This is a genomic window from Ensifer sp. Root954 (genome assembly GCF_001429005.1).
Taxonomy (GTDB): domain Bacteria; phylum Pseudomonadota; class Alphaproteobacteria; order Rhizobiales; family Rhizobiaceae; genus Ensifer; species Ensifer adhaerens.
In genome coordinates, this window is the sequence record NZ_LMJM01000025.1 from 179,370 (window position 1) to 192,987 (window position 13,618).

At 63.8% G+C, this 13,618-nt stretch carries 11 protein-coding genes; 10 read left to right on the forward strand and 1 reads right to left on the reverse strand.

The window, feature by feature from the left end:
- Positions 1-76: 76 nt before the first annotated feature.
- The 5 genes from ftsW to ASE71_RS20110 all read left to right on the forward strand — a co-directional run bounded on the left by ftsW (position 77) and on the right by ASE71_RS20110 (position 5,450).
- The gene (gene ftsW, locus ASE71_RS20090) at positions 77-1,231 is read left to right on the forward strand and encodes a putative lipid II flippase FtsW (protein ID WP_034792447.1); all 1,155 of its coding nucleotides are present in this window, start codon (positions 77-79) and stop codon (positions 1,229-1,231) included.
- 3 nt (positions 1,232-1,234) lie between these two features.
- Entirely contained in the window at positions 1,235-2,359 is a 1,125-nt protein-coding gene (gene murG / locus ASE71_RS20095) for an undecaprenyldiphospho-muramoylpentapeptide beta-N-acetylglucosaminyltransferase (RefSeq protein ID WP_060515928.1), read from the forward strand.
- On the forward strand, positions 2,356-3,765 hold the full coding sequence (gene murC / locus ASE71_RS20100; RefSeq protein ID WP_060515929.1) for a UDP-N-acetylmuramate--L-alanine ligase: 1,410 nt from the start codon (positions 2,356-2,358) through the stop codon (positions 3,763-3,765). The genes murG and murC overlap by 4 nt, the downstream gene beginning before the upstream one ends.
- A gap of 2 nt (positions 3,766-3,767) precedes the next feature.
- Positions 3,768-4,742, forward strand: a complete 975-nt coding sequence (gene murB, locus ASE71_RS20105; protein ID WP_034792458.1) for a UDP-N-acetylmuramate dehydrogenase — start codon at positions 3,768-3,770, stop codon at positions 4,740-4,742.
- Between the two features lie 150 nt (positions 4,743-4,892).
- On the forward strand, positions 4,893-5,450 hold the full coding sequence (locus ASE71_RS20110; RefSeq protein WP_156400683.1) for a hypothetical protein: 558 nt from the start codon (positions 4,893-4,895) through the stop codon (positions 5,448-5,450).
- Positions 5,451-5,617: 167 nt separating this feature from the next.
- Here ASE71_RS20110 and ASE71_RS20115 read toward each other — a convergent pair whose 3' ends face one another.
- Entirely contained in the window at positions 5,618-6,928 is a 1,311-nt protein-coding gene (locus tag ASE71_RS20115; RefSeq protein WP_060515931.1) for an MFS transporter, read from the reverse strand.
- Positions 6,929-7,248: 320 nt separating this feature from the next.
- Between ASE71_RS20115 and aqpZ the strand changes: the two genes are divergently transcribed.
- From aqpZ to ftsZ, 5 genes are all read left to right on the forward strand, one after another.
- A complete protein-coding gene (gene aqpZ / locus ASE71_RS20120) occupies positions 7,249-7,935 on the forward strand; it encodes an aquaporin Z (RefSeq protein ID WP_060515932.1) in 687 nt (228 codons plus the stop codon).
- Between the two features lie 310 nt (positions 7,936-8,245).
- Positions 8,246-9,172 (forward strand): D-alanine--D-alanine ligase, encoded by a 927-nt coding sequence (locus ASE71_RS20125; RefSeq protein WP_034792494.1) that lies wholly within the window; start codon positions 8,246-8,248, stop codon positions 9,170-9,172.
- Positions 9,160-10,110 carry a cell division protein FtsQ gene (gene ftsQ / locus ASE71_RS20130; protein WP_060515933.1) on the forward strand — a complete coding sequence of 317 codons (951 nt, stop codon included), beginning with the start codon at positions 9,160-9,162 and terminating at the stop codon, positions 10,108-10,110. Before ASE71_RS20125 ends, ftsQ begins: the two co-directional genes overlap by 13 nt.
- Positions 10,107-11,438 carry a cell division protein FtsA gene (gene ftsA / locus ASE71_RS20135; RefSeq protein ID WP_034792498.1) on the forward strand — a complete coding sequence of 444 codons (1,332 nt, stop codon included), beginning with the start codon at positions 10,107-10,109 and terminating at the stop codon, positions 11,436-11,438. The genes ftsQ and ftsA overlap by 4 nt, the downstream gene beginning before the upstream one ends.
- A 105-nt stretch (positions 11,439-11,543) precedes the next feature.
- Positions 11,544-13,331, forward strand: coding sequence for a cell division protein FtsZ (ftsZ, locus tag ASE71_RS20140; RefSeq protein WP_034792500.1), 1,788 nt, complete (start codon positions 11,544-11,546; stop codon positions 13,329-13,331).
- Positions 13,332-13,618: the final 287 nt, after the last annotated feature.

Genomic DNA, 13,618 nt, shown 5'->3' on the forward strand with positions numbered 1-13,618 from the left:
CGTGCCGGTCGATGCGGAAGGTGGTGCGGGATTTCGGACGTGGGCGCGGTGGGCGCCGGAGAAGGGGACTGACAAGATGGTAAGCCGAGCCGAACGTGGCCCCGTGGCCGACTGGTTCTGGACGATCGACAGGTTCTTTCTGGCGACCTTCATCCTGTTGATGGGCGTCGGCTTCATGCTGTCCTTCGCCGCAAGCCCTGCCGTCGCCGAGCGCATCGGCCTCGACAGCTTCCACTTCGTCCGGCGCCACGCACTCTTCCTTCTGCCGTCGCTGGTGGTGATGGTGGGGATTTCCTTCCTCTCGCCGCGCCAGGTCCGGCGCGCGGCGATTCTGCTTCTTGCCGGTTCGCTCGGCATGATGGTGCTGGTACTCTTCATCGGCGAAGAGGTGAAGGGCTCGATGCGCTGGATTTCGCTCGGTGGGATTTCGATCCAGCCGTCGGAGTTCATGAAACCGGCCTTCGTCGTCGTCTGTGCCTGGCTGTTTTCCGAACATGCGCGCCAGCCGGAAATCCCCGGTAATCTCTTTGCCATCCTGCTCTTCGGCATCGTCGCGGCCCTGCTGGTCGCCCAGCCCGACCTCGGCCAGACGATCCTGACCACCGCCGTCTGGGGCGGCATGTTCTTCATGGCCGGCATGCCCTGGCTCTGGATCATCCTGCTCGGCGGTGCGGCCCTCGGCGGCTTCTTCGTCGCCTATACGTTGCTGCCGCACGTGGCCGCGCGTATCGACAAGTTCCTGACGGGCGAAGGCGACACCTTCCAGATGGATACCGCCCGCGAGGCGATCATCCGCGGCGACTGGTTCGGCCGGGGCCCGGGCGAAGGCATCGTCAAGCGCATCATCCCGGACAGCCATACCGACTTCGTCTTTTCCGTTGCCGCCGAGGAATTCGGCATCGTCTTCTGCATGGTCATCGTGCTGATCTTCGCCTTCCTGGTGATGCGCGGCCTCAACCATGCCTTCCGCGAACGCAACGACTTCAACCGGTTCGCCGTTGCCGGCCTGGTGCTTCAGATCGGCATCCAGTCGATGATCAACATCGGCGTGAACCTCGAACTGCTTCCGGCCAAGGGCATGACCCTGCCGCTGATCTCCTATGGTGGCTCGTCCATGGTGGCGATCTGCGTCACTGCCGGCTTCATCCTGGCCTTGACCCGTCACCGCCCGGAGAAGCGCGCCGTGGAGCGCAGCCTGTTTCGGTCCGGCATTGGCGTGCCGGCGGAGTAAAATATGACTAAAGGCATCATCCTGCTTGCCGCCGGCGGTACCGGCGGCCATCTCTTTCCGGCAGAAGCGCTGGCCCACGAGCTGAAGGCCATGGGCTATTCGGTGCATCTGGTCACCGATAGCCGCGCCGAACGTTATGCCGGCAAGTTCCCGGCCGACGAGGTTCATGTCGTGCCTTCGGCGACAATCGGCTCGAAGAACCCGGTCAGCGTCGTCAAATCGCTCTGGACGCTGTGGAGCGGCATGCGCGCGGCGCGAAAGCTGATTGCCCGGCTGAAGCCCAAGGCCGTCGTCGGCTTCGGTGGCTACCCGACCGTGCCGCCGCTCTTGGCGGCAACCGGCATGGGTGTGCCGTCGATCATCCACGAGCAGAACGCGGTCATGGGACGCGCCAACAAGGCGCTGGCCTCGCGCGTCAAGGCGATCGCCGGTGGCTTCCTTCCGGAGGGCACGGGCGCCTTTGCCGCGAAAACCGTGACGACGGGCAACCCTGTTCGCCCGGCGGTGCTAGCCGCCGCCAACACGCCCTATGCGTCGGCTGTCGGCGACGCGCCATTCCATCTCGTCGTCTTCGGCGGCAGCCAGGGCGCACAGTATTTTTCCAAGGCAGTACCGCAGGCGATCTGCCGTCTCGACGACGAGGTTCGCCAGCGATTCAAGGTCACGCAGCAGGCCCGGCCGGAAGACAGGGACGGCGTGATCGCCACCTATGAGAAGCTCGGTGTGCCCGCCGAGGTCTCGCCGTTCTTCACCGATATGGCCGAGCGCATCGCCGGCGCTCAGCTCGTCATTTGCCGCTCCGGCGCCTCGACGGTATCGGAGCTTGCGGTCATCGGCCGGCCGGCGATCCTCGTGCCCTATCCCTATGCGCTCGATCACGACCAGGCGGCCAATGCAGCCGCCCTTGCCGCCAAGGGTGGCGCACGCGTGATCGCGCAGGCCGAACTCACCGCCGACCGTCTCGCCGGCATCCTCAATGATGCGATCGGCAAGCCGCAATCGCTCGCGGAGATGGCGGCAAATGCCCGGGAAACCGGCAAGCCGGACGCAGCAAGCTTGCTTGCATCCCTCGTAGAGGCTATTGCCAGCGGTTTGACAGTCGAGAAATTCAGGGAAACACGCTCATGAAAATGCCGAAAACCATCGGGCTGGTCCATTTCATCGGTATCGGCGGCATCGGCATGAGCGGCATCGCCGAGGTGCTGCACAATCTCGGACACAAGGTCCAGGGTTCCGACCAGTCCGACAGTGCCAATGTGCAGCGCCTGCGCGCCAAGGGCATCGAGGTCTTCGTCGGCCACAAGGCGGAAAACCTCGGCGAAGCAGAGGTGATCGTCGTTTCGACCGCGATCAAGAAGGACAATCCGGAACTGATCGCCGCGCGCGAGAAGTTCCTGCCGGTGGTGCGCCGCGCCGAGATGCTGGCCGAGCTCATGCGCTTCCGCAATGCGATCGCGATCGGCGGCACGCATGGCAAGACGACCACGACCTCGATGGTCGCAGCGCTGCTCGAGGCCGGCGGGCTCGACCCGACCGTCATCAACGGCGGCATCATCAATGCCTATGGCACCAACGCCCGAATGGGCGAGGGCGAGTGGATGGTGGTTGAGGCCGACGAATCCGACGGCACGTTCCTGAAGCTGCCGGCTGACGTTGCCATCGTTACCAATATCGACCCGGAACATCTCGACCACTACGGCAATTTCGATGCCGTTCGCGCCGCGTTCCGCCAGTTCGTCGAGAACGTGCCCTTCTACGGTTTCGGCGTGCTCTGCCTCGACCATCCGGAAGTGCAGACCATGGTCGGCAAGATCGAGGACCGCAAGGTCGTGACCTACGGCGAGAACCCGCAGGCCGACGTGCGCTTCCACAACATCCGCATGGACGGCGCCACCTCCGTCTTCGACATCGAGATCCGCCGCCGGCGCACCGGCCAGGTGATCCCGATGAAGGACCTGCGCTTGCCGATGCCCGGCCGCCACAACGTGTCCAATGCGACCGCGGCGATCGCCGTTGCGCAGCGCCTCGGCGTCAGCCCGGAAGCGATCGCCAAGGGGCTTGCCTCCTTCAGCGGCGTCAAGCGCCGCTTCACGCTGACCGGCGAGACGAACGGCGTGCGCGTCTATGACGACTACGGCCACCATCCGGTCGAGATCAAGGCGGTGCTGCGCGCCGCGCGCGAGGCCTGCCAGGGCCGAATCATCGCCGTGCACCAGCCGCACCGCTACTCGCGCCTTTCGAGCCTGTTTGAAGATTTTTCGGCCTGCTTCAACGATGCCGACACGATCCTGATCGCGCCTGTCTATGCGGCCGGCGAAGACCTCATTCCGGGCGCAACGGCCGAGGAACTGGTCGATCGCATCAAGGCGGGTGGCCATCGCGACGCCCGTTACGTCTCCGGTCCGGAGGCAATCGCGCCGGTTGTCAGCAAGATTGCACAGCCCGGCGATTTTGTGGTTCTCTTGGGGGCTGGCAGCATCACCTACTGGGCGGCTGCCCTGCCTAAGGAACTCGCGGATATTTCAGGAAATTGAGCATGAAACAGGTCAACGGTCAGAAACTACTGGAATCGCTCGGAAGTGGCGTCAGCGCTGTGCGCGGCCGTATCACGCCGGATGCGCCGATGGATCGTGTCACCTGGTTCCGCGCCGGCGGTCTTGCCGAGCTGATGTTCCAGCCGCACGACACCGACGATCTCATCACCTTCCTGAAGCTGGTCCCGGCTGAAGTGCCGGTCATGGTTGTCGGCGTCGGCTCGAACCTGCTGGTGCGCGACGGCGGCATTCCCGGCGTCGTCATCCGGCTGTCGGCCAAGGGTTTTGGCGATCTGGAACTGGTCGGCGAAAACCGCATCAAGGCCGGCGCGATCTGCCCGGACAAGAACATCGCCGCCATGGCGCTCGATCACGGCATCGGCGGCTTCTACTTCTACTACGGCATTCCCGGCTCGCTCGGCGGCGCGCTGCGCATGAACGCCGGCGCCAATGGTGCCGAGACCCGCGAGCGGGTCGTCGAGGTGCACGCGGTCGACCGTCAGGGCAACCAGCATGTGCTGTCGAATGCCGACATGGGCTATGCCTACCGCCATTCGGCGGCGGCGAAGGACCTCATCTTCACCCACGCGGTGTTCGAAGGCTACGCCGAGGACAAGAACAAGATCCGCACCGACATGGATGCCGTGCGCCAGCATCGCGAAACGGTGCAGCCGATCCGCGAAAAGACCGGTGGCTCGACCTTCAAGAACCCGGAGGGCCACTCGGCCTGGAAGCTGATCGACGAGGCCGGCTGCCGCGGCATGATGATCGGCAGCGCGCAGATGTCGCCGCTGCACTGCAACTTCATGATCAACACCGGCCAGGCGACCGGCTACGAGCTCGAATATCTCGGCGAAACCGTGCGCCAGCGCGTGCTCGAACATTCCGGCGTCCGGCTCGAATGGGAGATCAAGCGCATCGGCAACTTCATGCCGGGCTACGAGATCAAGGAGTTCCTCGGCCGCGGCATCGCGTAAGGCTCGGTTGCGAGACGTGATCTGAAAGGCCGTGGCGGAAGCGCTGCGGCCTCTTGTTTTTCCGGCGGGTGGCAAGCGGCTGCCAGCGCCTTTGCAGAGTGCCGGGTCGCCTATTCAATCACGGTCGAGGAGAAAGCTCGAGTGCGTTGCTTGCAAAGACTGTCGTATGCGAGGTTGCTCGCCGTTTCAGCCCTATTGGCCAATCTTGCGTTCTTTGCGCCCGTCAAGGCTATGGATGAGGTGCGTCTGCAAGCTGCCGTCGCCTCGCTCGGTGACGGTGCTGACGCCCAGCGTCTCGAAGCCAGGGTTGCCGATCTCGTAAAATCAGGCGACCAGATCGAGCTTGCGAAGCTGGCCGAAAAGATCCGGATGAAAGACGGCGATTTCCTCGACATTCTGGCAAAGTTCTATGAGCAGCCGGAGCAGGCGAACGCGACGCCCGGTTGGCAGCAGATCGCACTCTCAATGGGGCCGTGCCACTACGCCAACGCTGCCATCCGCATCGTCGCGATGACGATCGCGAACGGCACTCACCCAGCCATCCGAAACGGCGTTGTCATGATCGACGGCACGGAGGTCGACAATATTTTCGCGGAATCGATGCATCGCTGCGAGTTGATTGCGCGTCTTCCCAAGTCCACGCGGCAGGTCGGCTCTAGCTGCGCCATGACCGGCGACTGCGCCGACGATCCGGACCTCATGGAGTGAACCGAGCCACCCGCGCTTTGCTGGCGCCGGGCCATTGCCTGCTGCGATCGTCATCGGTTTGGCTTCGGAGGCTTCGCAAACAGCACCCGCTAAGCGAAAGGGCCGCTGCGTTGCCGCTGCGGCCCTTCTTCGTTGTGATCGGCCGCGCTAGGCGCGGCCAGTCGTGATCAGGCCGAAACCTCGTCTTCCGTCGACAGCACCAGGCACAGAAGCGTGATGGCGGCGGCGGCCAGCAGGTAGTAGCCGACGTAATCGAGGCTGTAGTTGGTGGCGAGCCAGGTGGCGATGTACGGCGCCAGCGACGCGCCGAAGATGCCGGCGAGGTTGAAGGTCATGGACGCGCCGGTGTAGCGCACCGAGGTCGGGAAGGGGGCTGCCAGCGCTGCGCCGATCGGGCCGTAGGTGAGGCCCATGAGGCCGAGGCCGATGATCGAGAACAGGAAGGCGCCGCCAAGGCCGCCGGCAAGAAGCGGGGCCATGAACAGGCCGAAGACGCCGATGCCGATGGTGGTGATGATCAAGATCAGGCGACGGCCGTAGCGGTCCGAGAGGATACCGGCAACCGGGATCATCAGGCCGAAGAAGACGACGCCGGTCATCTGCACAACCAGGAACTGCTCACGCGAATAGCCGAGCTTCGCCGTGCCCCAGGAGAGCGAGAAGACGGTCATCAGGTAGAACAGCACGAAGGTCGCAAGCGCCACGAAAGTGCCGAGCACCAGGCTGCGCTTGTGGAAACGGAAGATCTCGGCGATCGGCACCTGCACGCGCTCGTGCTTGTCGACGGCCTTCTGGAACTCTGGCGTTTCGGTGATCTTCAGGCGGACATAAAGGCCGACGGCGACGAGCAGGATGCTGGCGATGAACGGCACGCGCCAGCCCCAGGCGAGGAAGGCTTCGTTGCTCATCACTTCGCCGAGGATCAGGAAGGTGCCGGCCGACAGGATGAAGCCGATCGGCGCGCCGAGCTGCGGGAACATGGCGTACCAGCTGCGCTTGCCCTCAGGCGCATTCTCGGTGGCAAGCAGCACTGCGCCACCCCATTCGCCGCCAAGGCCGAGACCCTGGCCGAAACGGCAAAGTGCGAGCAGCAGCGGAGCTGCGACGCCGATCGTGGCATAGGTCGGCAGAAGGCCGATGACGACCGTGGAGATGCCCATGGTCATCAGCGCCGCCACCAGCGTCGCCTTGCGGCCGACCTTGTCGCCGAAATGGCCGAAGATCACGGCCCCGAAGGGGCGGGCGAAAAAAGCGATCGAGAAGGTCGCGAAGGATTGCAGCATTGCCGAGGTCGGGTCCGAGCCCGGGAAGAACAGGTGCGGGAACACCAGAACGGCGGCGGTGGCGTAAACGTAGAAGTCGAAGAATTCGATGGTCGTGCCGACGAGGCTCGCGAACAGCACCCGGGCAGGGGAGTTCACTGCCGCGTGCTTTGACGCATTGTCCTTCGGCGACAGGGAGGTTGTCGCGTCTGTCATTATCATTGTTCCTATGGATGTAAGACCGTCTTGGGAGGCGGGTGCGGGCGTCTTAACGCAAGTTTCGACATGACGAAACCCTGATATCGTAAGAAGTGCGAACGATATCGGCGTCATACGCATCAATATTCTGTCGGCGCTCCGCCCTGGGGTCGCGGCGCGGGACGGCCTTTTCGCTTGCGCCTCAACTGCTTTGCCGTAGGCAGATTTTCACGTTTTGCGGGAGCTTCGCTTGGCTGGACAACCCGGATTGACGAGAATCAAATTGTGGCAAACTCTCGACGGCGAAGCGATCGGCTTCGTTTTTCAGGAGCGAATGCATGTTCAAAAGGCTTTCTGCGGAATTTCTCGGTACATTCTGGCTCGTTTTCGGCGGTTGCGGCAGCGCCGTGCTGGCGGCTGCCCTTCCTGAGGTCGGTATTGGTTATCTCGGCGTCTCCTTTGCTTTTGGTCTGACGGTGCTGACCATGGCCTATGCGGTCGGCGGCATTTCCGGCGGGCATTTCAATCCGGCCGTCTCGGTGGGGTTGCTGGTTGCGGGCAAGTTCCCCGCGCACAAACTTGTCGGCTATGTCATCGCCCAGGTGCTGGGTGCCATCGCCGCGGCGGCGGTTATCTATCTGATCGCCAGCGGCAAGGGGGATTTCCAGCTCGGTGGCTTCGCTGCCAACGGTTACGGCGCGCATTCGCCGGGCGGCTACTCGCTGACGGCGGCGCTGGTTGCCGAGGTGGTGCTGACCGCCTTCTTCCTGTTCATCATTCTCGGCTCCACCCATGGCCGAGTGCCCGCGGGCTTTGCGCCGATCGCCATCGGCCTGGCGCTGACCTTGATCCATCTGGTCTCGATCCCGGTGACGAACACGTCGGTCAATCCGGCCCGCTCGACGGGGCAGGCGCTCTTCGTCGGCGATTGGGCGATCGCGCAATTGTGGCTGTTCTGGGTGGCGCCGATCGTCGGCGCGGTGATCGCCGGCATCGTCTGGAAGATCGTCGGTGATGACGACTGATCCAATTCGGATGCCGTCACGCATAGACCCGCCGCCCTGGATGCGGCGGGTTTTTTCATTTTTTCTTCTGTTTATGCATTAGATTCAAGATTACTCCGCAACCCTTTGATCTCTCGCTAAAATGCCTTGTTCCACATGCGCTTGCGCCTGCAGGCGGCGTTTCATTTCCTGACCGGGGTTAACGAAAGTAAACGGTTCGTTAACCTTAATGACGTTCTAGTGACCCCAATGGCGCAGCTGACTCGCGAGGGCGGGAGCCAGCCAGACGCAAGGAAACCTTGCGATAGTGGCGTATTGTCTGGGGGTTTGAATGAACGGCAAGCATGTGGCTGTCCTGATGGGCGGATTTTCTTCGGAGCGACCGGTTAGCCTGTCGTCCGGGGCTGCCTGTGCGGATGCCCTGGAGGCTGCCGGCTATCGCGTCACCCGGATCGACGTCGATCGCAATGTCGCAGAGACGCTGGCCGCGCTGCGACCCGACGTTGCCTTCAACGCCCTTCATGGACCGTTCGGCGAGGACGGCACGATCCAGGGCATCCTCGAATATCTTGAGATCCCCTACACCCATTCCGGCGTACTTGCCTCGGCGCTCGCCATGGACAAGGCGCAGGCCAAGCACGTTGCGGCTGCTTCGGGCATTCCAGTTGCCGATGCGCAGGTCATGGATCGCCATGCCTTTGGTCCGAAGCACCCGATGAAGCCGCCTTACGTGGTCAAGCCGGTTTCCGAAGGCTCCAGCTTCGGTGTCGTCATCGTCAAGGAAGATCAGTCGCATCCGCCGCAGGTGGTGACATCGAGCGAATGGCGTTACGGCGACCGAATCATGGTCGAGCGTTATGTCGCCGGCCGCGAACTGACCTGTGGTGTCATGGGCGACAAGGCGCTCGGCGTCACCGAAATCATCCCGCAGGGCCATGCCTTCTACGATTATGATTCCAAATACGTAAAAGGTGGTTCGCGTCACGTCATTCCGGCACAGATTTCACCAAATATTTACCAAAAAATACAAACACTCGCTCTGAAGGCGCATCAGGCAATCGGTTGCCGGGGCGTCAGCCGATCCGACTTTCGTTTCGATGACAGTTCCTCCGCCGAGGGCGAGCTGATCTGGCTGGAGATCAACACCCAGCCCGGCATGACACCGACCTCCCTGGTGCCCGAGATGGCCGCGCATGCCGGCTACAGCTTCGGTGAGTTTTTGAGTTGGATGGTGGAGGACGCGTCGTGTTTGCGTTGAGGGGCAAAAGGGGCAAGAGGGTTCGTCACCTCGATGGCGCCGCCGCCGTCGATGTGGATGGCGCGCGCGTACTGCCGCGTCCGCTTCGTCGCGTTGTGCGCTTCTTCGTCAGCCTCGGCGCTGGCCGCATCCGCTTTCCCGCCTATACCGGCACGCTGTCGGCGATCGCCTTTTTCGCCGCCACCGGCTTTTACGGCATGTCGCTCGGCGGCCATACGCAGAATTTCGCGCAGGCCTCGACCACGGCCGCAGGCTTCGCGATCGAAGACGTCAAGGTTTCCGGCAACGACCAGACCTCGGAAATCGACATTCTCCAGCAGCTCGGCCTCGACGGCACGACGTCGCTGGTGGCGCTCGATATCGCCGAGGCGCGCAAGCTGATTGCGGAAATGCCCTGGGTGCAGGGCGTCACCGTTCGCAAGATCTATCCCGGTACGATCGAGGTTAGCCTCACCGAGCGCAAGGCCTTCGGCATCTGGCAGCACGGTTCGGATCTTTCGCTGATCGAGCGCAGCGGCAGCGTGATCGCGCCCTTGCGCGACAACAAGTTCGCCGCTCTGCCGCTCTTCGTCGGCCGTGACGCCGAAACGGCGGCTGCCGATTTCTACGACGAGTTTTCCCGCTGGCCGGAGATCCGCTCGCGCGTGAAGGCCTTCGTGCGCGTGGCCGGCCGCCGCTGGGACCTGCGCCTCGACAGCGGCATCGTCGTCAAGCTGCCGGAGCACGACGTCGCCCGGGCGATGAAGGTGCTCTCCGACATGGAAAGCCAGCACCAGCTCCTCGAGCGCGATATCGCTGCCGTGGATCTGAGGCTCGAAGACAGAACAACAGTTCAGTTGACGCCGGACGCAGTGACCCGGCGCGAAGTTGCCTTGAAGGCGAGGGACAAGATGCTGAAGGCGCAGGAGACCGAAAAGAAGAAAGAAGGCCGCATATGAGTCTATTCGGTTCCTCCAGCTTTGGCCTGCCGCGCCTGAAGCCGCTTTCCTCGAAGCGGTCTCATGTCGTCTCGGTGCTGGATATCGGTTCGACCAAGGTGGTCTGCATGATCGGCCGGCTGACGCCGCGCGCCGAAAGCCAGATCCTGCCCAACCGTACGCATAGCGTCGAAATCATCGGCATCGGCCACCAGAAGTCCCGCGGCGTCAAGAACGGCGTCGTCGCCGACCTTGATGCGGTCGAGAGCGTCGTCCGGCTCGCCGTCGATGCGGCCGAGCGCATGGCCGGCCTCACCATAGACAGCCTGATTGTCAACGTTTCGGCCGGCCGGCTGCAGAGCGACGTCTATACCGCGACGATCGATCTCGGTGGCCAGGAAGTCGACGCCAATGATCTGCGCAAGGTTCTCTCCGCCGCCGGCCAGCAGTCGCTGCGCTCCGACCGCGCCATCCTGCACTCGCTGCCGACGGGCTTCTCGCTCGACGGCGAGCGCGGCATCCGCGATCCGCTCGCCATGTTCGGCGACGTTCTCGGCGTCGACATGCATGTGCTGACGGCCGAACGGGCAGCGCTCAAGAACCTCGAACTCTGCGTCAACCGCGCCCACCTTTCGGTCGAGGGCATGGTGGCGACCCCCTATGCCAGCGGTCTTGCCGCTCTGGTCGACGACGAGGTCGAGCTCGGCTGTGCGGCGATCGACATGGGTGGCGGCACGACGACGATCTCGGTCTTTGCCGAAGGCAAGCTGGTTCACGCTGACGCTGTCAGCCTCGGCGGCCATCACGTGACGACGGATCTGGCGCGCGGTCTTTCGACCCGCATCGAGGATGCCGAACGGCTGAAGGTCGTGCACGGGTCGGCTCTGCCTAACAGCGCCGACGAACGCGACATCGTATCGGTGCCGCCGATCGGCGAGGACGACCGCGATCAGCCGACGCATGTGCCGCGCGCACTTGTGTCGCGCATCGTGCGCGCCCGCATCGAAGAGACGCTGGAACTCATCCGCGATCGCATCCAGCGCTCGGGCTTCAGCCCGATCGTCGGCAAGCGAATCGTTCTGACGGGCGGCGCCAGCCAGCTGACCGGCCTGCCGGAAGCGGCTCGCCGCATCCTCGCCCGCAATGTTCGCATTGGCCGTCCGCTCGGAGTTTCCGGGCTGCCGGCCGCTGCCAAGGGCCCGGCCTTCTCCACGGCGGTCGGCCTGATGATCTATCCGCAGGTCGCCGACCTCGAGACCCATGCCTCCCACGGCGGCATGTTCTCGGCGCTCGGCGCCGGCAACGGCCGCATCGCCCGCATGGGCCAGTGGCTGAAAGAGAGCTTTTGAGTGACGGCCGGCTCCGACAGGGACGGGGCCGGGTGAAGACAAACTAGGACTTTGAAAGATTTGGCCGGCTCGGCAAGGCGGCCAGAAACCAGAAGGAACGGGACTATGACTATCAACTTGCAGAAGCCGGATATCACGGAGCTGAAGCCCCGCATCACCGTCTTTGGTGTAGGTGGCGGCGGCGGCAATGCTGTCAACAACATGATCACCGCAGGCCTCCAGGGCGTCGATTTCGTCGTCGCCAACACGGATGCCCAGGCACTCACCATGACCAAGGCCGAGCGCATCATCCAGATGGGCGTCGCCGTCACCGAAGGTCTCGGCGCCGGTTCGCAGCCGGAAGTCGGCCGTGCGGCCGCCGAAGAGTGCATCGATGAGATCATCGATCACCTCAACGGCACCCACATGTGCTTCGTCACCGCCGGCATGGGCGGCGGCACCGGCACCGGTGCAGCCCCGATCGTCGCACAGGCCGCCCGCAACAAGGGCATCCTGACGGTCGGCGTCGTCACCAAGCCGTTCCATTTCGAAGGCGCGCGCCGCATGCGGCTCGCCGACCAGGGCATCGCCGAACTGCAGAAGTCGGTCGACACCCTGATCGTCATCCCGAACCAGAACCTCTTCCGCATCGCCAACGACCGCACGACCTTTGCGGACGCGTTTGCTATGGCCGACCAGGTTCTCTATTCGGGCGTTGCCTGCATCACCGACCTCATGGTCAAGGAAGGCCTCATCAACCTCGACTTCGCCGACGTCCGCTCGGTGATGCGCGAAATGGGCCGCGCCATGATGGGCACCGGCGAAGCTTCGGGCGAAGGCCGCGCACTGGCCGCCGCCGAAGCCGCGATCGCCAACCCGCTGCTCGACGAAACCTCGATGAAGGGCGCCCAGGGCCTCCTGATCTCGATCACCGGCGGCCGCGACCTCACCCTGTTCGAACTCGACGAAGCGGCTACCCGTATTCGCGAAGAAGTCGACCCGGATGCCAACATCATCCTCGGCGCGACGTTCGACGAAGACCTCGAAGGCCTCATCCGCGTCTCGGTCGTTGCCACCGGCATCGACCGCACGGCCGCGGAGGTGGCGGGTCGTTCCGCCGACTTTCGTCCGGTAGCAGCAAAGCCGGTCGTCCGCCCGTCCGCCGCCGTTCCGGCCCAGCAGCCGCAGCCGGTTGCCCAGCACCAGCCGGCCCCGGTTCACCAGCCGGTGATGCAGCAGCCGGTCGCCCAGCCGGTTCAGCAGCCGATGCAGCAGCAGGCAACCGCCGACCAGATCGCAGCCGCCATCCGCGAAGCCGAAATGGAGCGCGAGCTCGACATCGCGACCCGGGCTGCCCAAGTGCAGGCCCAGGCCCCGGTTCAGCAGCCGATGCACGACGACAACTTTCGTCCCCAGAGCAAGCTCTTCGCCGGTGCTGCACCGGTAGAGGCCGCTCCGGTCATGCGCCAGCCGCAGCCGCAGATGCAGCCGGTTCAGCCCCAGCCGCAGCCGATCATGCGCCAGGAGCCCGTCGCTCCGGTCATGCGCCAGCAGCCGGAACAGGTTCGCATGCCGAAGGTCGAAGACTTTCCGCCGGTCGTAAAGGCAGAGATGGACCGCCGCGCACAGCCGGCTGCCCCGATGCAGGAAGAGCGCGGCCCGATGGGCCTGCTCAACCGCATCACCAGCTCGCTCGGCCTGCGTGACCGCGAACAGACCCCGGCAGCCGCCGACATGACGGCTTCCGCCCCGACCGCTGCTTCCCAGCAGCGCCGGCCGCTCTCGCCGGAAGCGAGCCTCTATGCGCCGCGCCGCGGCCAGCTTGACGATCACGGTCGCGCTTCGCCGCAGGCGCGCCCGCAAGAAGATGATCAGCTCGAAATCCCGGCGTTCCTGCGCCGTCAATCGAACTGATTGGAAGGCCCGTTCCTTCACCTTGCCGAATGCCCGGGCAACTGCCCGGGCATTTTTGCATTTTGTTCATTATTTCAGGTGTTTGATTCGATGTTACGGACCGTCGCAAATGCGTAACAAAGCGAAACGAACAGTGATTTGGAATGGTGCCTCCAAACTCCTATTTTCAGACTCGGAATTGGGGACGCATGCGATTCGATCAAGCGCTGTCTGTTCGAAACGCAGAGGACCGGTCGTTGAGCCGGGACTCTCGGGCATCTTTCTTGTGCCCTGAAGATCGTTGCGTC